This is a genomic window from Rhizobium sp. BK602 (assembly GCF_014195095.1).
GTDB lineage: Bacteria > Pseudomonadota > Alphaproteobacteria > Rhizobiales > Rhizobiaceae > Rhizobium.
Window position 1 is genome coordinate 643230 of the sequence record NZ_JACIBC010000004.1, and the last position, 21025, is coordinate 664254.

20 protein-coding genes are annotated in these 21025 nt (G+C 64.3%); 12 read left to right on the plus strand and 8 right to left on the minus strand.

What is annotated here, in order from left to right; all coding sequences use genetic code 11:
• Positions 1-231 precede the first annotated feature (231 nt).
• The gene (locus tag FHX11_RS16565; protein ID WP_184358722.1) at positions 232-1434 is read left to right on the plus strand and encodes a M20 aminoacylase family protein; all 1203 of its coding nucleotides are present in this window, start codon (positions 232-234) and stop codon (positions 1432-1434) included.
• Positions 1435-1448: 14 nt separating this feature from the next.
• Here FHX11_RS16565 and FHX11_RS16570 read toward each other — a convergent pair whose 3' ends face one another.
• Positions 1449-2342, minus strand: coding sequence for an SDR family oxidoreductase (locus tag FHX11_RS16570; protein ID WP_184358723.1), 894 nt, complete (start codon positions 2340-2342; stop codon positions 1449-1451).
• Positions 2343-2467: 125 nt separating this feature from the next.
• Between FHX11_RS16570 and FHX11_RS16575 the strand changes: the two genes are divergently transcribed.
• Positions 2468-3436 (plus strand): AraC family transcriptional regulator, encoded by a 969-nt coding sequence (locus tag FHX11_RS16575; protein ID WP_184358724.1) that lies wholly within the window; start codon positions 2468-2470, stop codon positions 3434-3436.
• A gap of 72 nt (positions 3437-3508) precedes the next feature.
• On the opposite strand, the gene FHX11_RS16580 is transcribed toward FHX11_RS16575, so the two are convergent.
• The 3 genes from FHX11_RS16580 to FHX11_RS16590 are packed head-to-tail and all read right to left on the minus strand — an operon-like array spanning position 3509 to position 7191.
• Positions 3509-4777: a glycerate kinase gene (locus FHX11_RS16580; RefSeq protein ID WP_184358725.1), complete on the minus strand. Its 1269-nt coding sequence runs from the start codon at positions 4775-4777 to the stop codon at positions 3509-3511.
• An 11-nt stretch (positions 4778-4788) separates the two neighbouring features.
• Positions 4789-5862, minus strand: a complete 1074-nt coding sequence (locus tag FHX11_RS16585; protein WP_184358726.1) for a tartrate dehydrogenase — start codon at positions 5860-5862, stop codon at positions 4789-4791.
• Between the two features lie 24 nt (positions 5863-5886).
• Entirely contained in the window at positions 5887-7191 is a 1305-nt protein-coding gene (locus tag FHX11_RS16590; protein WP_184358727.1) for an MFS transporter, read from the minus strand.
• Between the two features lie 131 nt (positions 7192-7322).
• Between FHX11_RS16590 and FHX11_RS16595 the strand changes: the two genes are divergently transcribed.
• Positions 7323-8237 (plus strand): LysR family transcriptional regulator, encoded by a 915-nt coding sequence (locus FHX11_RS16595; protein ID WP_184358728.1) that lies wholly within the window; start codon positions 7323-7325, stop codon positions 8235-8237.
• A 30-nt stretch (positions 8238-8267) separates the two neighbouring features.
• Here the strand turns inward: FHX11_RS16595 and FHX11_RS16600 are convergent, their stop codons facing one another.
• Complete coding sequence (locus FHX11_RS16600; protein ID WP_184358783.1) at positions 8268-9665, minus strand: sensor histidine kinase; 1398 nt, start codon at positions 9663-9665, stop codon at positions 8268-8270.
• Between the two features lie 2 nt (positions 9666-9667).
• Positions 9668-10348, minus strand: a complete 681-nt coding sequence (locus FHX11_RS16605; RefSeq protein WP_184358729.1) for a response regulator transcription factor — start codon at positions 10346-10348, stop codon at positions 9668-9670.
• Between the two features lie 77 nt (positions 10349-10425).
• Between FHX11_RS16605 and FHX11_RS16610 the strand changes: the two genes are divergently transcribed.
• The 4 genes from FHX11_RS16610 to FHX11_RS16625 all read left to right on the plus strand — a co-directional run bounded on the left by FHX11_RS16610 (position 10426) and on the right by FHX11_RS16625 (position 14663).
• Positions 10426-11493, plus strand: a complete 1068-nt coding sequence (locus tag FHX11_RS16610) for an ABC transporter substrate-binding protein (protein WP_184358730.1) — start codon at positions 10426-10428, stop codon at positions 11491-11493.
• Positions 11494-11700: 207 nt separating this feature from the next.
• Positions 11701-12645, plus strand: coding sequence for a tripartite tricarboxylate transporter substrate binding protein (locus FHX11_RS16615; RefSeq protein WP_246781032.1), 945 nt, complete (start codon positions 11701-11703; stop codon positions 12643-12645).
• The gene (locus tag FHX11_RS16620) at positions 12642-13133 is read left to right on the plus strand and encodes a tripartite tricarboxylate transporter TctB family protein (RefSeq protein ID WP_184358732.1); all 492 of its coding nucleotides are present in this window, start codon (positions 12642-12644) and stop codon (positions 13131-13133) included. The genes FHX11_RS16615 and FHX11_RS16620 overlap by 4 nt, the downstream gene beginning before the upstream one ends.
• A 12-nt stretch (positions 13134-13145) precedes the next feature.
• Positions 13146-14663, plus strand: a complete 1518-nt coding sequence (locus tag FHX11_RS16625; protein ID WP_184358733.1) for a tripartite tricarboxylate transporter permease — start codon at positions 13146-13148, stop codon at positions 14661-14663.
• A 61-nt stretch (positions 14664-14724) separates the two neighbouring features.
• On the opposite strand, the gene FHX11_RS16630 is transcribed toward FHX11_RS16625, so the two are convergent.
• Positions 14725-15933, minus strand: a complete 1209-nt coding sequence (locus FHX11_RS16630; RefSeq protein ID WP_184358734.1) for a DUF3422 domain-containing protein — start codon at positions 15931-15933, stop codon at positions 14725-14727.
• A gap of 186 nt (positions 15934-16119) precedes the next feature.
• Complete coding sequence (locus tag FHX11_RS16635; RefSeq protein WP_184358735.1) at positions 16120-17148, minus strand: LacI family DNA-binding transcriptional regulator; 1029 nt, start codon at positions 17146-17148, stop codon at positions 16120-16122.
• A 155-nt stretch (positions 17149-17303) separates the two neighbouring features.
• Between FHX11_RS16635 and FHX11_RS16640 the strand changes: the two genes are divergently transcribed.
• The 5 genes from FHX11_RS16640 to FHX11_RS16660 form a co-directional block, all read left to right on the plus strand.
• Positions 17304-18389, plus strand: a complete 1086-nt coding sequence (locus FHX11_RS16640) for a fatty acid desaturase family protein (RefSeq protein ID WP_184358736.1) — start codon at positions 17304-17306, stop codon at positions 18387-18389.
• A gap of 29 nt (positions 18390-18418) precedes the next feature.
• A complete protein-coding gene (locus FHX11_RS16645; protein WP_184358737.1) occupies positions 18419-18733 on the plus strand; it encodes a MocE family 2Fe-2S type ferredoxin in 315 nt (104 codons plus the stop codon).
• 10 nt (positions 18734-18743) lie between these two features.
• The gene (locus FHX11_RS16650; RefSeq protein ID WP_184358738.1) at positions 18744-19970 is read left to right on the plus strand and encodes an FAD-dependent oxidoreductase; all 1227 of its coding nucleotides are present in this window, start codon (positions 18744-18746) and stop codon (positions 19968-19970) included.
• 24 nt (positions 19971-19994) lie between these two features.
• Positions 19995-20801 (plus strand): 3-methyl-2-oxobutanoate hydroxymethyltransferase, encoded by an 807-nt coding sequence (locus tag FHX11_RS16655; protein ID WP_184358739.1) that lies wholly within the window; start codon positions 19995-19997, stop codon positions 20799-20801.
• Positions 20802-20852: 51 nt separating this feature from the next.
• The coding region (locus FHX11_RS16660) for an ACT domain-containing protein (RefSeq protein WP_184358740.1) at positions 20853-21025 on the plus strand (173 nt) is incomplete at its 3' end.

Sequence of the window (21025 nt, forward strand, 5' to 3'; positions counted from 1 at the left end):
ATATATGTCTAATATTGAGCGGAAACTTGAAAAATGCCAGCATGACGCGAGATGCGTCGTATCCGTCTTGCGGCAGTCAACCGGGAACCGTAGGCCCCATGATCTCTCTCTGGATCGATCGCTTCCCCGTTAAATAATCTACTGTTTATATAGACTACTTACGCTTTCGATGATTAAGTGACCGTGCGGGTGGTTCGACCCGATCCGTTTCCCCTATGCCGAGATGCTTTCATGACCCAATCGATCGACCATGCCCGCGACGCTTCCGCCCCGAAAATCATCGACCGCATCGCGGCCTATGCCTCCGAACTTGTCGAGATCCGCCGTGACCTGCATGCGCATCCGGAGATCGGCTTCGAGGAGGTCAGGACCTCCGGTATTGTCGCCGAGAAGCTCGCTTCATGGGGGATCGAAGTCCATCGCGGCATTGGCAAGACCGGTGTCGTCGGCCGCCTGGTCGGGCGGCATCCGGGCAATCGATCGATCGGGCTCAGGGCTGATATGGATGCCCTGCCGATGCCGGAGGAGACCGGTCTGCCCTATGCGTCGATCTATCCGAACCGCTTCCATGGCTGCGGCCATGACGCCCATACCGCTATTCTTCTCGGGACCGCGCGCTACCTCGCCGAAACGCGCGATTTCGCCGGCACCGTCATCTTCATTTTCCAGCCGGCCGAGGAGGGGCTGGGCGGCGCCCGCGCCATGATCGCCGACGGCTTGTTCGAGCGCTTTCCCGTCGACGAGATCTATGGGCTCCACAATGCGACGCAGTTGCCTCCGGACCATCTGCATGTGAGCGCCGGCACGGTGCTTGCCGGTGCCGATTTCTTCGATGTGACGTTCAGGGGCAAGGGCGCGCATGGGGCACATCCGCATGCCGGCCGCGATCCGATCCCGGCCATTACCGAACTCGTCCAAGCGCTCCAGACCATCGTCAGCCGCAATGTGCCGCCGACCGAGCCTGCGGTTCTCTCGGTCACCAGGCTGGAGGCCGGATCGGCCTATAACGTCATCCCGGAGACGGCAAGCGTCGGCGGCACGATCCGCGCCTTTTCCGACGAGGTCAGAGAGCTGATCCGCTCCCGGCTGACGACCATTGCCCACAATGTCGCCGCCGCGCACGAACTGAAAGCCGAGGTCGATATCCGCGACATCTTCTCGGTGCTCAGCAATCATGCCGAACATGTCGATATCGTCGCCGATATCGGCCGCGAGGTTCTGGGGCCGGCACGGGTCTCCACGACGCCGAAGCGGGCGATGGGCAGCGAGGATTTCGCGGATTTCCTGCTGCATGCGCCCGGCGCCTTCTTCACGCTCGGCCATGCCGGCGCCGTCCCGGCCCACAATCCCGGCTTCATCCTGGATGACGCGATCCTGCCCGTCGGTGCGACATTGTTCTCGCGTCTCGTCGAGAGCCGGCTGAAGGCCGCATAAGCGATCAGCGCGGCTCAGGCCTCGAAATAGGCGGGATGGTCGATATCGCCGAGGAGGTCCGGCTGGGTCGGCGTCCAGCCGAGCAAGGCGCGGCTATGCGCGCTCGACGTCGGCGCGTCCATGCCGGCAAACCGCGCGAACCAGCCGAAATGGTCGGCCGCGTCCTCGCCGGATTTGCCGATAACGGGCAGGCCGAGGCGGCGGCCGATGACGCCGGAGATCTCCCGGAACGGCACGCCCTCTTCGGCGATCGCGTGATAGGGGCCGTCCATGGCGCCGCGTTCGAGCGCCAGCCGATAGAGGCGGGCCGCATCCAGCCGATGCACGGCCGGCCAACGGTTCAGCCCCTCGCCGATATAGGCGGAAACGCCTTTTTCGCGGGCGAGACGGATCAGGATGGGCACGAAGCCGTGATCGCCATGGCCATGGACTGATGGCGGCAGGCGCACGACCGCCGTGCGAAGCCCGCGCTCGGCGAGCACGGCGGCCGCCGCTTCCGATGCGCGTGGATAGCTGTCCGACGCTAGAGGCGGTTGGTCGCTTTCGAGCGCGGTGCGGCCCTGCGCCAGCAATGCCGTGCCGGAGGTCACGATCAGCGGCCGAGCGGTTCCCTCCAGTGCTGCGCCCAGCGTTTCGATGGCGCGGCGGTCCAGCGCGCAATTTTCCGCGAATTTTGAAAAGTCGTGGTTGAAGGCGGTGTGGATCACGCCGTCGGTCTCGGCCGCGCCGCGGCGCAGACTGTCCAGATCCTCCAGCGAGCCATGGAGGACCCTGGCGCCGGCCGCGACGAGCGCCGCCGCCCCGGCATCCGAACGGGTGAGCCCGAGCACGTCGTGGCCGGCACCCAGCAATTCCCTGACGACCGCGGAGCCAACCCATCCGGTCGCTCCAGTGACAAAGACACGCATGATGATTTCTCCTGATATCGGTCGCCGGCCGCATTCGCCGCCGACCGCACCAAGCTAGGAGGTTGAGCGAGAACGATCTATGCTATAGAGTTCGCATTATCTTTTCGATCGTTCGGAAATTCGACATGGACCCGCTCTCGGATGTGCTGTCGTTGCTGAAGCCGCGCAGCTATATGTTCGGCGGTTTCGAAGCCGGCGGCGATTGGTCGATCCGGTTCGGACCGCATGACGGCATCAAATGCTATGCCGTCGTCTCCGGCCAAAGCTGGCTCTCGGTCGAGGGTGTTCCCGACGCCGTGGCGCTGAAGGCGGGCGATTGTTTCGTGCTGCCGCGCGGCTGGCCGTTTCGCCTCGCCAGCGACCTGTCCTTGACGCCGACCGACTATCGCGCGCTGTTTCCGACGCGGCCGAATGGCAGCATCGCCGCCCTGAACGGCGGTGGCGATTTTTCCATCGTCGGAGGGCATTTCACCCTGGGCGGCGGAGATGCTGGCGTTCTCCTAGCGATGCTGCCGCCGATTGTCCACATCCGCAAGGAGACGGACCGCGCGGCGTTGCGCTGGTGCATGGAGCGGATGCGCCTGGAATTGCGCGAGCCGCAGCCCGGCGGCTTCCTGATTGCGCAGCAGCTCGCCTATACGATGCTGGTGCAGGCGCTGAGGCTGCATCTGGCGGAGGGGCTGGCGGGCGGCGTCGGCTGGCTCTTCGCGCTGGCGGACCGGCAGATGGCGGCGGCGATCACCGCTATGCATGCGGAGCCGGCGCATCGCTGGACCTTGGCCTCGCTGGCGGAGCGCGCGGGCATGTCGCGGACGAGCTTCACCTTGAAGTTCAAGGAGACTGTCGGGACATCGCCCATGGACTATCTCACGCGCTGGCGCATGATGGTGGCGGGCGAGAAGCTGAGCCATTCCGGCGATCCCGTTTCCACCATCGCCCTGTCGCTCGGCTATCAGTCCGAGAGCGCCTTCAGCACCGCCTTCAAGCGGATCATGGGATGCTCGCCACGCGAATATGCCCGCCGGGATTTGCCCCCCGCGATGCAAGAGGAACCCGAGAGCGCTGTCGGGCAGCTTCGGTCCGCGGCCGGCTGAAGCGTGAGGAGCGCCCCCGAGACTTGATCGTCACAATCGCCATCACGGACGCAGGGTGCCTTGCCGCAATCCTCAGAGGATCAGGATCGCGCGGATATCGTTGACATTGGTCAGCGTCGGCCCGGTCTTGACGAGGTCGCCGAGGGCGTCGAAATAGCGGTAGCTGTCATGGGCGGCCAGATGGGCGCGGGCATCGAGGCCGAGCTGCCGGGCGCGGGCAAGCGTATCGGGCGTGACGATCGCGCCTGCGGCATCCTCCGTTCCGTCGATGCCGTCGCTGTCGCCGGCGATCGCGAAGATGCCGCCGGCGCCGCCGAGCCCGACCGCAAGGCCGAGCAGGAATTCCGTGTTGCGGCCGCCGGCTCCGGCCGGCCCCTTGCCGATCGAAACCGTCGTCTCGCCGCCGGACAAGAGCACGGCAGGTGCGCGCACGGGTAGCCCTTTCGACTGAGCGGAACGGGCGAAGCCGGCCATGACGATGCCGGCCTCCCGCGCCTCTCCCTCTATGGCGTCGCCGAGGATCAGCGGGGTGATACCGCTTCGTGCTGCCTCGGCCGCTGCGGCTTCGAGCGCGAGGTAAGGGGCCGCGATGATGGTGACGTCGCCCGGCAGGGCTTCGGGCTTGGGCGTTTCCGCGCCGGCCTCGATCACCGCGCGCGCTGCCGCCGGCAGGTCGAGCTGATAGCGGCGGATGATCTCGCGCACCTCGTCGATGGTGCTGGCGTCGCCGATGGTCGGGCCCGACGCGATGGCGGCAGGATCGTCACCGGGCACGTCGGAGATGACGAGCGTGGCGAGGCGGGCGGGCCGGGCCGCCTGTGCCAGGCGTCCGCCCTTGATGGCGGACAGATGCTTGCGCACCGCATTCATCTCGCCGATGGCCGCGCCGCTGGCAAGCAGGGCGCGGTTGACGGCCTGCTTGTCTGCGAGGGTCATCCGGCCGGCCGGAGCGACCATGAGCGCCGAGCCGCCTCCGGAGATCAGCGCGACCACAAGGTCATCCGGCGTCAGGCCCCGTACCGCCGCGAGGATCTCGCGGGCGGCCGTCTCGCTCATGGCGTCGGGCACCGGATGGGATGCTTCGAGGATGCGGATGCGCCCAGCCGGAACGGCGTGGCCGTAGCGGGTGACGACAACGCCGGAGACGTCGACGTCGGGCCAGGCGGCATCGAGCGCCGCCGCCATGGCGGCCGAGGCCTTGCCGGCACCCACGACCACACAGCGCCCCCTGGGCTTTTCCGGCAGGTGCCGCAAGACCGCGGCGCTCGGGTCGGCGCTTGCCACGGCCGCATCGAAGAGGCGGCGCAGGATTGCGCGGCTCTCTGCATCTTTCCAGCGCATGCCGCCGCCCGTCAGACGTTCGAGGAGTAGATAGCATCCACCACGGCGTCTGTGACGTCCTTGGTGGTGGCGGTTCCGCCGACATCGGGCGTGAGGATGCCGGCACCCGTCACCCGCTCGACAGCGCGCATCAGGCGGGCGGAGGCGTCCTGCTCGCCGAGATGCTCGAGCATCTGCGCGGCGGTCCAGAAGGTCGCGACGGGGTTGGCGATACCCTTGCCGGTGATGTCGAAGGCCGAGCCGTGGATCGGCTCGAACATCGAGGGGAAACGGCGTTCCGGGTCGATATTGGCCGTCGGCGCGACGCCCAGCGATCCGGCCAGCGCGCCGGCGAGATCCGAGAGGATGTCGGCATGCAGGTTGGTGGCGACGATGGTGTCGAGGCTCTGCGGCTTCAGCGTCATGCGCACGGTCATGGCGTCGACCAGCATCTTGTCCCAGGTGACGTCGGGGAATTCCTCGGCCACCTCGGCGGCGATCTCGTCCCACATGACCATGCCGTGCCGCTGGGCATTGGACTTGGTGACGACGGTCAGGAGCTTGCGCGGGCGCGACTGGGCGAGCTTGAAGGCATAGCGCATGATGCGGGTGACGCCAACGCGGGTGAAGATCGCGACCTCGGTGCCGACCTCTTCGGGCAGGCCCCTGTGGGCGCGGCCGCCATGGCCGGAATATTCGCCTTCCGAATTCTCGCGCACGATGACCCAATCGAGATCGCCGGGGCCGCAATTGCGCAGCGGCGGCGTGATGCCGGGTAGGATCTTGGTCGGGCGGACGTTGGCATATTGGTCGAAGCCCTGGCAGATCGGCAGCCGCAGGCCCCAGAGGGTGATATGGTCGGGCACGTCGGGCGCTCCGACGGCGCCGAAATAGATGGCGTCGAACTTCTTCAGCCGGGAAAGGCCGTCCGCCGGCATCATCACGCCATGCTTCTTGTAATAGTCGGAGCCCCAGTCGAAGTTTTCGACGTTGAACTTCACGTCTCCCAGCCGTTTTTCAAGACTGGCAAGAACCGTGGTGCCGGCGGCGATCACTTCCGGGCCGATACCGTCGGCGGGGATGGTTGCAATTGCATATTCGCGCATGTTTCTCTCCGTGAGATATGAAGTTCAGGACCGCTGGCCCGCCGCCTGGATTGCCGACGCCTTGGCGGCGGCGCGGGACAGGATGAGCGTCAGTGCCGCCGACAGAACCAGGAGCCCCGCGACGAAGCAGAGCCCGCCGGCAAAACCGCCGGTCAGATCCTTGATCCAGCCGATCATCGAGGGGCCGACGAAGCCGCCGAGATTGCCGATGGAGTTGATGGTGGCGATGCCTGCCGCTGCGGCCGGCCCGGATAGGAACAGCGTCGGCATGCTCCACAGCGGCGGCTTCGAGCAGCTGATGCCGATATTGACGAGAGTGAGCGCGATGAGAACCGCGAGCACGCCTGTCGCACCGGCGGCGAAGGCGAGGCCGGCCGCCGCCAGAAGGCAGGCGAACACGACATGCCATGTGCGCTCGCCCGTCCGGTCGGAATGGCGCGCCCAGAAGACCATGGCGACGACGGCGAAGATGGCGGGGATCGAGTTCAGGAAGCCGACCTGCAGCGAGGAAAGGCCGAATTCCTTGATGATCTGCGGCGCCCAGATGCCGAGCGTATAGAGACCGGCCGAGGTGCCGAAATAGACGAGAGCGAGCGCAAGCACGCGCACATCGAGCAGCCCGGCCCAGACGCTGTGGCTTGCCTTGACGCCGGTGGCCTTCTGCTCGTCGTCCATGGTTTTCATCAGCCAGTTGCGTTCCTCGTCGGACAGCCATTTGGCCTTGGTCGGACGATCGGTCAGGTAGAACAGCACGACCACGCCGAAGATGATAGCCGGTGCCGCTTCGATCAGGAACATCCACTGCCAGCCGGCAAGGCCCATCAATCCATGCATCTGCATGAGCGCGCCGGAGATCGGCGAGCCGAGGACGGTCGAAAGCGGAGCCGCGGCCATGAAGAGCGCGGTGACCGCTGCGCGGCGGCGGGCCGGAAACCAGAAGCTCAGATAGAGGATGATGCCGGGAAAGAAACCGGCCTCGGCAACACCGAGGAGGAAACGCAGGATGTAGAAGCTGGTCGCGCCCTGCACGAAGGCCATCAGGCCGGAAACGATGCCCCAGCTGATCATCACCCGAGCGATCCAGATGCGGGCGCCGACCTTGTTGAGAATGAGGTTGGAGGGCACTTCGAAGAGGAAATAGCCGAGAAAGAAGATGCCGGCACCGAAGCCGAAGACGGTCGACGAGAAGCCGAGATCCTTGTTCATCTCCAGCGCCGCGAAACCGATGTTCACGCGGTCGAGGAACGCGATGAGATAGAGCAGCATGATGAAGGGAACGATACGAATCGTTATCTTGCGCAGAACGCGCGTTTCCAGTCCATTGGCCACGGCCATTTCCTCCCAGAATGATGACGTCGGCGCGCCTCCTGCGCCTTTGTCCAAACGATGCGGGAGAAAACCCTCATGGACAACGAAACCGAAATTATATAAATTATTGATATAATTTCGGAGAGAGAACCTTGGAAATCAAGCAGCTGCGCTGTTTCCTGGCGGTGGCCGAGGCGCTGCATTTCGGCCGGGCGGCGCAGAAGCTCGGCATTCTGCCCGCTTCGCTCGGCCGCGAAATCCGGCTTCTGGAGGAAGCGCTGGGCGCGCGCATCATCGAGAGGACGACGCGGCATGTTCTCCTGACGGATGAGGGCAGGCGGTTGCTGGACGATGCCCGTCAGATCGTGTCGCATGTGGATGCGGTGCAAAGCCGCTTTCAGCAGGTGCGGCAGGGACAGCGGACCGAGGTCCGGATCGGCGCGATCGACAGCGCCGCCGCCGGCCTCATTCCCCAGCTTCTCCATGACCTGAAGCTGAGCGATCCCGAGGTGTCGGTCCGGCTGCTCGAGGAAAAGACGGTGAAGCTGTTGCCCAGGCTGCAGTCCGGGCGTCTCGATCTCGCCTTCATCCGGCCGCCCGAGACCGTCGATCCCAGGATAAAGCTGCAACGGCTGTTCAACGAAACCGTCGTCGTCGCCATGGCGGCGAGCCATCGGCTGGCGGACCGGGAGCATATCGACATAGAGGAACTGGAAAACGAGCCGCTCATCGTTCCCGACAGACGCTCGCGGCCGCACAGCCATGATCTCACGATCAAGCTTTTCACCGATGCGGGAATGCATGTCCGTATCGCGCAGGTGGCGGATGAGAAGCAGACGATCGTCAACCTGGTGGCGGCCGATATCGGCCTTGCGATCGTTCCGCGCTGGACCTCGCGATTGAGCGTTAGCGGCGTCCGGTATCTGCCGCTGAAGACAAAGACCGACGGCGCCATGACCCAGCTTCCGCTCTCCGCCGCCTGGGTGAAGGGCGTGCGCGATCCGCTGCGCGACAGGGTCGTCGCCCTCTTGATGCGCAATCTCGATGCATATGCCCGCAATGCCTGATCCCCGGCACAACGCCGCGATGCGAATGCTTCAGCCTGCCGTTGCCGGATCGGCCAGCCGAAAGGTCACGATCACCTTCAGCCCCTTGCCCGCCTCTCCATCGCCGAGCGTTACGCTGGCGCCATAGAGTGCGGCGATCTCCTCGACAATGGGCAGTCCCAGCCCTGTTCCGCTCGCCTTCGGCCAGTCGCCGCGCGTGAAGCGGCTGAACATCGCGCCCCGCCGTTCCGGCGGGATGCCGGGGCCATCGTCTTCGACTTCGAGGCGGGCGACGGTCGCGTCCCGAAGCGAGCGCACCGTGACGATGGCACCAGGGCCGGCATAGGCGATGGCATTCTCGATGAGGTTTCGAAGCAGCTCCTCGATCAACAGCGGTTCGGCATGCACCAGCACCTCGCTCTCGCCCTCGAAGCCGAGATCGATGCCGGCTTCTGTCGCGGTCGGGACATGATCGGCGGTCACCTCCTGCGCCTTCAACGTCAGGTCCATCGCCCCGTTGCGCTGTTGCCCCCTGGTGGCGGTGGCATCGAGCCGGGCCAGCGTCAGCATCTGCATCAGGATGCGCTCGGCGCGGGCGACCGACTGATCGCCCTTGCGCACGGAATCGAGCGCTTCATCGAGCGAGCGGGCCCGCTGGGCCAGGGCAAGCTGGGTGCGCACGACGGCAAGCGGCGTCCGCAACTGATGGCTGGTATTGCCGGCGAACTGGCGCAGTGCGTTCAGCGCGCCCTCGAGCCGCACCATGAAGGAATTGACCGTCGTCACCAGCCCTTCGACTTCGCTTGGCGCGGCTTCCTCGATCGGGCTCAGATCGTCCGGGCTGCGCTGCGCGATCGCCTGGCCGAGACGGTTGAGCGGGTGCAGCGAAACGCTCACCGCGATCCAGACGCCGGCCCCGGCGCCGACGATCATCAGCAGGAGCCGCAGCGCCGAACGCAGGAGGATGGTTTGTGATAGCTGCTGGCGGGCAATGGTCGTTTCCGCCACCGTCACGAGGAAGGGAACGGAGCGGATGCCGGTCGAGGCGGAACGCTGCAGCGTCACGACGCGGATCGGTTCGCCCCGGAAGCTGTCGTCGGCAAAGGCGCTGGCCTGTCCGCCCTGGAGGGTTACCACCGGCAGCGTCTGATAGCCGGTGATGAAGCTGCCGGGCGGGCCGTCCACCCTGTAGAATACCCGGTCCTGCGCGGCCGATGTCAGCATTTCGAGCGCCACATAGGGAATGTCGACTTCCAAGGCGCCGTTTTCTCCGACCACGACCCGCTCAGCGATCGCCAGGGCCGATCCGACGAGAACGCGGTCGGAAACGGTCTGGGCCGTCTTGACTGCGTCGAACCAGGTGTCGAGCAGCGCCACGACACCCATGACCATGGTGGCGATCAGGAGCCAGGCCAGCAGGCGCGCGCGGAGCGAGTGACCGAAACGCAGCGTCATGCCGGCTCATCGCAACAGCGGTCGACATAATAGCCGATGCCGCGCGCCGTCTTCACCGTCAGCCCGTGCGGCGTCAGGCGGCGGCGCAACCGGCTGACATATTGCTCGATCGCATTGGTGCTGAGATCTTCGTCGAAGCCGATCAGCGATTGCATGATCGCTTCCTTCGACACCACCTTGCCGGCCCGCAGGAAGAGGGTTTCGAGCACGGCGCGTTCGCGGCTCGGGATGTCGATGCGGGTGCCGGATGCGGAAAAGACGCGCGAGGTGAGGTCGAAGGTGACGCTGCCGAATTCGACCGTCGATGTCCTCGATCCGGCTTGCCGCCTCAGCAGCACGCGGATTCGCGCTTCCAGTTCGCTGACGTCGAAGGGCTTGGTCAGATAGTCGTCGGCTCCGAGATCGAGGCCACGGACGCGCTCCTCCGGCGTGCCGCGCGCTGTCAGGATGAGCACGGCGGCCCGGTTCTGGCGGCCGCGAATGGCCTTCAAAACGTCCAGACCATCCATTTCGGGCAGGTTCAGGTCGAGAATGACGAGATCGAAACTCTCGGCCGTGACGGCGGCGAGCGCCGAGATGCCGTCGCCGACGACATCGACGGCATAGCCGCTGCCGCGCAGAATGGCCAAGAGCCCATCCGCCAGCGCTTCATTGTCCTCCACCAGAAGCAGTCGCACGTCCTTCTCCTTTGGCGCAAGATTAGACATGCGCGCCGTACTTGTGAACATGCCCGCCTTTCGGCACTATTGCCGGCATGCGCCTCCTCCACTGCTTTTTCATTCTCGTCGCTTCGATAGTGCCGGCAAGGGCCGATGCCATTTTCCTGCCCGCAGCGTCGGGGGCGGCCGATGCGCGCATATTGAAGATCTATTCGTCGCTGGACGAGCCGCTGGCAAGGCCGATGCTCGAAGGATTTCAGGCCACCAATCCGGATGTGGCGATTTCCTATGAGGATATGTTGACCGGCGAAATCTACGACCGCATCGTCCGGGAAACCGACAGCGGGGAGAAGACCGCCGACTTCGCCTTCTCCTCGGCCATGGATCTCCAGGTCAAGCTCGGCAATGACGGCTATGCCCAAAGGAGCGATCTGCCGCTGAGCGGCATATGGCCGAGCTGGGCGAACTGGCACAACACATCCTATGCGCTCACTTTCGAACCGGCTGTCTTTGTCTATCACAAGCCGAGCTTCGTCGGCCGCGAACCGCCCGGCACCCGCGCCGAGCTGGTCGAATTCCTTCGGAAAAACAACGATACGGTCTTCGGGCGGATCGGCACCTACGACATCGAGCGGTCAGGGGTAGGACACCTGTTCATGGCGCGCGATCAGGAGCAGTTCAGCGACATATGGTCCGTCATAAGCGCGATGGGCGAAGCGGGCGTCAAGCTCTACTCCGAAAGCCAGGCCATATTGGAGAGGGTGTCGGACGGGCGGTTCATCCTCGGCTACAACATTCTCGGCTCCTATGCGGCAGACTGGGCCTCCCGCCATCCGGATGTCGGCATTCTGCTGCCGCGCGACTATACGGTGGTCATGTCGCGCATCGGGCTGGTGCCGCAGGCTGCCGCCGCCCCCGATCTCGGTAAGCGCTACCTTGCATTCCTGATGTCGCAGGAGGGCCAGCAGATCATGGCGAGCAAGCTGCAGATCCCCGCCGTCAGCCCGGAGGTCGCCGGCCACAATACCGCGACGACCATGCACGCCCTGCACGGCGCCCAGCTCAAGCCCGTTCCCGTCAGCCTCGGCCTGATGGTCTATCTCGATCAGGTCAAGCGGGCGCGGCTGATCAAACGATGGAACGACGCGCTTCGTCTGCGGTGAGCTTTCCCCAGGGCGTCAGCTAAATGTCAGGCAAGTGTGGTGCCCTTGGTATGTTCCGTCTTGGAGGACTCGAAGACGGGATGACACGGGAGGAGTTCCGGATCACGGCGTGGCCCCATGCGGTCCCCGTGTGAGCGCTATCCCCCGATGTCCATTACATCATCAGCATGGCCGACACCGAATGGGGGGCCAACGGGGGAGACAGCCTTGAAAAGATTCGTTTTGACCGCGCTCGTCGCGAGCGCATTTTCGCTGCCGGTTCTCGCAGCGGACTACACCATCATCGCTCCGGCAAATCCCGGCGGCGGCTGGGATCAGACGGCGCGCACGATCCAGACCGTCATGCAGAAGGAAAGCATTTCGCGCAGCGTGCAGGTGCAGAACGTTCCCGGCGCCGGCGGCACGATCGGCCTGGCGCAGTTCGTCAGTCAGTCCAAGGGCAATCCGAACGCGCTGATCGTCGGCGGCTATGTCATGGTCGGCGCCATCCTCAACAACAAGGCGCCGGTCACGCTCAAGGACGTGACGCCGGTCGCGCGGTTGACGGGCGAATACGAGGCGATCGTGGTTCCGGCCTCGTCACCGTTGAAGACCATGGGCGATCTGGTCGAAGCCTTGAAGAAGGACCCCGGTTCCGTTTCCTGGGGCGGCGGCTCGGCCGGCGGCACGGACCATATTCTCGTCGGCCAGATCGCCAAGGCCGCCGGCGTCGACCCGAAGAAGATCAACTACATTGCCTTTTCGGGCGGCGGCGAGGCATTGGCGGCCATTCTCGGCAGCCAGGTCTCGGCCGGCGTTTCCGGCTACGGCGAGTTCGAATCGCAGATCAAGGCCGGCACGCTTCGCCTGCTTGCCGTCTCCAGCGACAAGCGCATCGATGGCGTCGATGGTCCGACGCTGAAGGAAGCGGGTGTCGACGTCGTCGTTCAGAACTGGCGCATGATCGCGGCGGCTCCGGGGCTCACGGACGAGCAGAAGGCCGCAATCTCCGCCGATATTGAGAAGCTGGTGACCTCGGCGACCTGGCAGGAAACGCTGAAGACCAAGGGCTGGCAGGATACCTATCTCTCCGGGAAGGCCTTCGAGGAGCAGCTCGCCAAGGATATCTCCGCGACGGAAGCCACCCTCAAGGACATCGGTCTGGTCCAATGAGCAGCAGCGACAGTCAAGCATCGTCGCCGCGCCGCCCCGACAGGGCGGCGCTTGCGATGGCGGTGGGGCTGGCGATCGCCGGGGGTGTCATCCTCTGGGATACCTCGCATCTCGCCGCCTTGGTCAACTATTCGCCCGTCGGCCCGACGACTTTCCCCTATGCCGTGGCGTCCGTCCTGCTGGCGCTTGCCGTCTGGACCGTCGTCGAGGCCTGGCGCGGCGATTTCCCCGTGCGCGAGCGTCAGGAGCTGGGGCCGGTCGTCTGTATCGTCGCTGGACTTGCCGCCCAGATGCTCCTTTTGAAGACGGCCGGATTTTCCATTGCAACCGCCGCACTCTTTACCGCCACGGCCTATGCCTTCGGCAAGCGCAAGATCTGGATCTCGTTCCCCATCGGCCTTTTTCTCTGTCTGGCCGTATGGCTGGTTTTCGCTCGCCTGTTGCAGCTTTCGCTGCCGGCCGGTCCGCTCGAGAAGCTGTTTTTCTAAGGAGGAATGCGCTTGAGCACATTCGACTTCCTCATGCAGGGACTGGCCGTCGCCGCCCAGCCCATCAATCTGCTCTATGCCTTGATCGGCGTCATCCTGGGCACGGCGGTCGGCGTCCTGCCCGGCATCGGCCCGGCGCTGACCGTGGCGCTGCTTCTGCCGGTGACCTTCCAGCTCGATCCCGCCGGCTCGCTGATCATGTTTGCCGGCATCTATTATGGCGGCATGTATGGCGGCTCCACCGCCTCCATCCTGCTGAACACGCCGGGAGAGAGCGCCTCGATCATCACCGCGCTCGAGGGAAACAAGATGGCGCGCGCCGGGCGCGGCGGTCCGGCGCTGGCAACGGCGGCCATCGGCTCCTTCGTCGCCGGCCTGATCGCCACCATCGGCCTCGCCTTCGTCGCGCCCTATATCGTCAAGCTCGCCCTCGTCTTCGGCCCGCGCGAATATTTCGCCCTGATGGTGCTTGCCTTCGTCACCGTGTCGTCCGCCTTCGGGGATTCGACGCTGCGCGGCCTGACATCGCTGTTCATCGGCCTGGCGCTCGCCATGATCGGCATCGACCAGTTGAGCGGCCAGACGCGGCTGAGTTTCGGCGCGCCCGATCTTCTCGACGGCGTCGAGGTGACGACGCTGGCCGTCGCCATGTTCGCGATCGGCGAGACGCTGTTCATCGCCGCTCAGGGCAATCGCATTGCCGAACAGGTCGAGATGGTGCGCGGCTCCGTCTGGATGACGGCCTCGGATTGGGCACGCTCCTGGAAACCTTGGCTGCGCGGCACCTTCATCGGCTTCCCGATCGGCGCCATGCCGGCCGGCGGCGCCGAGATCGGCACCTTCCTGTCCTACGCGGCCGAGAAACGGCTCAGCAAGCATCCGGAAGAATTCGGCCAGGGCGCGATCGAGGGTGTGGCGGGTCCGGAAGCGGCCAACAATGCTTCGGCCGCGGGAACCCTGGTTCCGCTACTGACGCTCGGCCTGCCGACCTCGGCGACCGCGGCGATCATGCTGGCGGGCTTCCAGCAATATGGCCTGCAACCCGGACCGCTGCTGTTCCTGACCAATCCCCAGCTTGTCTGGGGTCTGATCGCCAGCCTGCTGATCGCCAACCTGATGCTGCTCATTCTCAACCTGCCGCTGGTCGGTCTCTGGGTGCGGCTTCTGTCGATCCCGAAGCCGTGGCTCTATGCCGGCATCCTGCTGTTTGCGACGCTCGGAACGATCGGCGCCAATCCGTCCGTCTTCGAGCTCGGCATGCTGCTGGCATTCGGCGTGATGGGCTATGCCATGCGGGTGCTCGGCTATCCCATCGCCCCCGTGGTGGTCGGCCTGATCCTCGGGCCGCTTGCGGAGCAGCAGTTGCGCCGGGCGCTGGCCATCAGCCAGGGTGACGTTACCGTCCTTTTCACGTCACCCATCGCGGCCATGCTTCTGCTTCTTGCCGCGGCCGCTCTCATCGTGCCGCTTATCATGCGCATTCGCGGGCGCGGCGCGGTACTCGCGCAACTCGCCGCCAACGAGGACTGATCGCGGGCCGGATTGAACGCACGCATATGCATCGGCTCAGCTGCATATGCGTGCGTCGCTGCTAACTCTCTGCCGTCAGCGCATGCTTCACGCGAAGGATGGTCAGAGCGACGGCTCCGATGACCACGGGAATGGAAATCAGCATGACGATGGGGTTCAGGTGATATCCGGCATGCTCCACCGTCTCGAAGACCACCTTGAGCAGGCTCAGAAGATAGTAGCTGATCGCGATGATCGAAAAGCCTTCGACGGCGCGCTGGATCTTCACCTGGGTTGCCGCGCGCTCGGCCATCGCCTGGATCTGGGTGGCGTTCTGATATTCGATCTCGACCTGAATGCGCGTCTGCAGGAGGTCGATCAGGTGCATCGTGGCGTGGGAGAGCTGGTCCAGGCGCAGGGCCGTCGCCTCGCAGGTGCGCACGGCGGGCTTGAAGCGTCTTGCGACGAACACCCCGAACCGCTGGAAGCCGGGCACATGCGTCTCGCGAAGTTCGGCAATGCGCTCCTCCACGATCTTTGCATAGGCGGCCGTCGCTCCGAAGCGATTGCGCGTTTCCGCCGTTGCGGAGATGATCTGGGCTGATAGCACGGATATCTCGTCCAGAAGCTTCTTGTGTTCGGTGGTGGGCGTGGTGAGATTTCGATCGGTCAGTTCGACGAGCTTGGCATCGTAGTTGCCGAGCAGAGGGCCCAGGCGGCGGGCCTCGGGAAGGCCGAGCAACGCCATCGAGCGATAGGTTTCGATCTCGTAGACCCGTCTCACCATTCGTCCCAGACGATAGTCGTTCAAATCATTGTTGAAGAGCAGGATGCGGCTGGTCTGGTCGGGACGAACACGGAAGTCGGAACAGACCTGCGCCGCGCCACCGCCGATCGATGAAGCGGTCGCGTCCTGAAAGTCGAATTTGGCCAGCACAGGGCCGAGCTCGGCAGGCGCCGGCCCCAGCACCAGGATGCCAACCCGGCAAATGAGCTGTGAGGAGGCGATACCCGCCAGAGCCTCGAAATCGGCGACGGACAGGCGGGACTTCGGCCACTCGTCGACCTCCGCCCTCAGTCGCGTTACGCGTGTAACGGTGACGAATTCGGTATGGTGCTCCACCTGCGTCCTGACGCTTTCGCCGGCATCCGCGGCATCGTCGGGGACAAAATAGGCGTCATGCAGCCCAAGCGATCCCGAGGGCTTCAATGCGATGTGTTCGACGAAGGCCGGCCCCGAGAAGTAGATCGAGGGTCGGGCATGAAGTTCGGCATTGAAGTCTGACGACATGAATTTCTGCTCGGTGATTCAGGAAACACGTCCCTACATTGTTTTGCTTTGGCGATACGCGCAACAGCGATCGCCATGATGGCCACCCGATGCGACACCTTGCCTCTCATTGCCATGGAGCCGGAGCGCCATCATCGCTCTCACGGAACAAGGCGAAAGCATGCAAGAATGATGGAATTCCATCATTCAGATATTCTCTGAAATGTAGATATTGAAAGGGAGGAAGGTCTGGCCGGCCATCTGGGCATCGCCGTTTTCTATCGAGCCGATCATTTGGCTGATCAGTTCCCGGCAGAGGGCCGGCAGCGGCGTGTCGATGGCCATCGTGACGGTCCCGTCCATCAGCCCGGCCTTGCTCTCCGGAACCAGCTCGTTGACGATGAGTATCAGATCGCCCGCACATCTTTCTTCGCGAATGGCCGCGATCGCGCCCTCCATCCCGCCGCCGCAGACATAAAGACCGATGAGATCGGGATGCTTCTGCAACAGGTTCAGCGTCGCCTCGTGGGTGATATCGGCCGCGTCCAGATTGATCAGCGTGTCCAGCACCTCGAATTCGGGCGCGTTCTCGCGGAAATAGGAACGGAAACCGATCTCGCGCAGTTCATGGCCATGGAAGCGGTGACTGCCGACGAAACAGGCGACCTTGCCTGGCTTGCGGGCCATGCGCGCGATTGTCCAGGCCGCCGAACGCCCGACTTTCCGGTTGTCGAGGCCGAGATAGCCGGTACGGATGCCGCTGGCGAAATCGGAGAGGACGGAGAAGACCGGAATACCCTTCGCCTTCAGCTCCTCGACGGCATTCGCCACGGCCGGATAGTCGGGCGCGACCATGGCAATTGCGTGATTGCGGGCCGTAAGCGCCTTGACCTGCTCGACGATCGCGGTCGGTGTCGAGACCGGCGGATATTCGATCTGTACCTGCAGGCGGGCCGTGGTCACGGCCGCCGCCGCCGCTTCGATCTCCCTGGCAAAAGCCTGGTAGAAGGATTGCATCGGCTTCTGCAGCAGGAAGGCGAGCTGATAGCGCGGCAGGTCCTCGAAGACGCGCTGCCGCAGCAGGCCGACGGCATGATAGCCGATCGATTGCGCCGCCTCATAGACGCGCCGGGCCGTTTCCTCCCGCACGGGCAGGCGTCCGTTCAATACGCGGTCGATCGTGGCGACGCTGACGCCGGATGCTTTTGCAAGATCGGAAATGGTCGGACGCCGCATGGGTTTCTCCTGAGGTATTTCATCATTCGTGACAACTGAAAATGATGTTATCTGATAGATTCCATCATTGCTGGATTGAGGCAAGCGAAATCTCGTTTTATCCTTTTCGACATGAGATGCGGGACGCCCTTTTGCGCGGCCGCGGGAGGGTAGGAATGACGGAGATTGTCAAGCGTGATTACAGTCTGCTGGGCGAAAGCGCCAAGCGGGCGGTGGAAACGGGGCTCGCGGCCGCGGAGTGGTATCATACCGATATTCCGCGCAAGGAGATGAAGGCGCTGATGCAGCGCTCCGACGAGGCGGCGATCCGCGACACCATCATCTGGCTGGGCAGCATGGCGGTCTTTGCCGGGCTTGGCGTCTATTTCTGGGGTTCCTGGCTCTGTATCCCCTTCTTCCTGGCCTATGGCGTGCTCTACGGTTCCGCCTCCGACAGCCGCTGGCATGAATGCGGGCACGGCACGGCCTTCAAGACCCGCTGGATGAACGACGCGGTCTATCAGATCGCCTGCTTCATGATCATGCGCAATCCGGTCACCTGGCGCTGGAGCCATACGCGCCATCACACCGATACCGTCATCGTCGGTCGCGATCCGGAAATCGCCGTCATGCGGCCGCCGGATCTCCTGCGCCTGATCCTCAATTTCTTCGGCATTCTCGATGCCGCCTACGGCATGATGGATATGGTCCGCAATGCGCTGGGGATCGTCAGCGCCGAGGAGAAGACCTTCATTCCCGAGCAGGAGCAACCCAAGGTCATCCGCGTCGCCCGCATCTGGAGCGTCATCTATATCGGGACGATCGCAGCCGCCCTCTACATGGGCTCGATCCTGCCGCTGGTGCTGATCGGCCTGCCTAGGCTCTATGGCGCCTGGCATCACGTCCTGACCGGCCTGCTGCAGCATGGCGGTCTGGCCGACAATGTCATCGATCACCGGCTGAACAGCCGCACGGTGCTGATGAACCCGGTGAGCCGTTTCATCTACTGGAACATGAACTACCATGTCGAGCACCACATGTTCCCGATGGTGCCCTATCATGCGCTGCCCAGGCTGCATGCCATGATCAAGCACGATCTGCCGGCGCCCAATCCGTCCATCTGGTCGGGTTATCGCGAAATGATCCCCGCCTTTCTCCGCCAGCTCAGGAACGAGGACTATTTCCTGAAGCGGGAGCTGCCGGCGACGGCGCGGCCCTATCGCGAGGAATTCCACAATTCGCCGGCCGAGGCCGCGCAATAGACTCCAAAATCAGGAACAGGGAGGAAAACATGGGCGACAACTGGATCGAGGTCTGCGCGGCCGACGAGATCGACGAAGAGGATGTCATCCGCTTCGACCATGGCGGGCGCACCTTCGCCGTCTACCGCAGCCCCGAGGACGAATATTTCGCGACCGATGGCCTGTGCACGCACGAGAAGATTCATCTCGCCGACGGGCTGGTCATGGACAACATCATCGAATGTCCCAAGCATAACGGCCGTTTCGACTACAGGACCGGCGAGGCCAAGGGTGCCCCGGTCTGCGTCAACCTCAAGACCTATTCCGTCAAGGTTGAAAACGGCACCGTCTTCATTGCCATTTGAGGAGAGGATCATGGCGCATTTCGTCATCGTCGGCGCCGGGGAATGCGGCGCCCGCGCCGCCTTCGCGCTCAGGGAAAAGGGTTTCGACGGCGACATCACCCTGATCGGCGCCGAGGCGCTGCATCCCTATGAACGCCCGCCGCTATCGAAGGAGACGCTTGCCGAGCAGCCCGAACCGAAATTCGTCGCTTCGGCCGAGCGCTATGGCGAGCAGCGCATCGCTCTGCGGCTCGGCACGCATGCGGCGGGCATCGATCCCGCCGCCAAGCTGGTAAGGCTGAGCGACGGGCAGGTGCTCGGCTATGATAAATTGCTGCTGGCAACCGGCGCTTCGGCGCGGCCCTTTCCCGGCAGTGCGGGAGTGGGCGGCAATATCCGCGTGCTGCGCACGCATGCGGATGCGTCGGCGCTCAGATCCGCGCTTCGCCCCGGCCGACATATCGCCATCATCGGTGGCGGCTTCATCGGGCTCGAACTGGCCGCGACGGCGCGCAAGCTCGGTGCCGACGTTACCCTTGTCGAGGGATTGCCGCGTATCCTGAAGCGCGGCGTGCCGGAAGAGATCGCCGCGATCGTGGCGCAGCGTCATCGCGACGAGGGCGTCGATATCCGCTGCAATGTGCGCATTGCCGGCATCGAGGATCGCGCCGAAGGTGCTGCGATCCATCTTTCCGGCGGCGAGGCGATATCAGCCGATCTCGTGCTGGTCGGCATCGGCGCCCTCCCGAATGTCGCGCTTGCCGAAGAGGCGGGCCTTGCGATCGACAACGGCGTCGCCGTCAACGAGCACCTGGAGGCCTCGGTTGCCGATATTCTTGCGGCCGGCGATTGCTGCTCCTTTCCGTTGGCGTTGTACGGCGGGCGACGGGTGCGGCTGGAATCCTGGCGCAATGCGCAGGAGCAGGGCACGTTGGCCGCGGCCAACCTGCTCGGCGAGCGGGCGAGCATTTCCGCCGTGCCGTGGTTCTGGTCCGATCAATATGACCTGACGCTGCAGATCGCCGGCCTTGCCGATGGTGCCGCGACGACGCTCAAGCGCGATCTTGGCGATGGCGCCTTCATTCTCTTTCATCTCGACGAGGCCGGCCGGCTGCTGGCGGCGAGCGGCATCGGACGCGGCAATGCGGTTGCCCGCGATATCCGCCTGGCTGAAATGCTGATCGCCGCCCGCGCGCATCCCGATCCGCAAGCGCTTGCGGCAAGCCACGTCAAACTCAAATCCCTGCTCGCCGCGTGACGGCCCGACAACAAGGAATTTCCCATGAAGAAGCACAATCGCGCGACCGTCGCCGATCTGCTGGCATTAAAAGGTAAGAAGCAGCTTACTATGCTGCGCGTCACTTCGCTCGAAGAAGCCGAGGCGGCGGAGCGCGCCGGCATCGATATGCTGTCCGTGCCGCCGGCGCTGCTGGGGCCTGCATTTCGCGAAGCGGCGCCGAGCCCCTTTGCCGTTCCTGGCCTCGAATATGGCGACTACGTCTCGGCGGAAGAGTATATGCGCGAAGCCTTCAAGGCGCTGAAGGCCGGCGGCGATGCCGTCTATTGCGCCGCCGGGCTGCAGACGATCCGGCGGATGCGGGAGGAAGGCATTCCGGTTTGCGGCCATGTCGGCCTCATCCCGTCGAAGGCGACCTGGACGGGAGGCTTCCGCGCCGTCGGCAAGACGGCCGCAAGCGCCTTCGAGATCTGGCGCCAGACCAAAGCGCTGGAAGAGGCCGGCGCCTTCGCCGCCGAGATCGAGGTGGTGCCCGGCGATGTCGCGGCGGCGATCAGCGGGAGGACGTCGATGCTGATGATCTCCATGGGCGCCGGCAGCGGATGTGACGCTCAATATCTCTTCGCCGACGATGTGCTCGGCAGCAATCGCGGACACCGGCCGCGCCACGCCAAGGTCTACCGCGATTTTGCGGCGGAATATGACCGGCTGCAGGATGAACGCGCCGCGGCCTTCAAGGAGTTCGCCGATGACGTCCGCTCGGGCGCCTATCCGGCGAAGGGGCATCTCGTCGGGATCGACGAAGCGGAGCTGCAGACCTTTCTTCGGCAGCTTGCCGATGGCGGGCGATGATGCGGCCGTGTCAACCCATGGCATTTCATGATTTTAATTGGACGGCATAAGATGAAAAATTACGTTCTACGGGTATCGTGCCAATCGACGCGTGGGATTGTGGCTGCGATCGCCAATTATCTGGCCGACCAGGGCTGCAACATCGTCGATTCCAGCCAGTTCGACGATCTCGACACCGGCAAGTTCTTCATGCGCGTCTCCTTCATCTCCGAACAGGGCGTCGG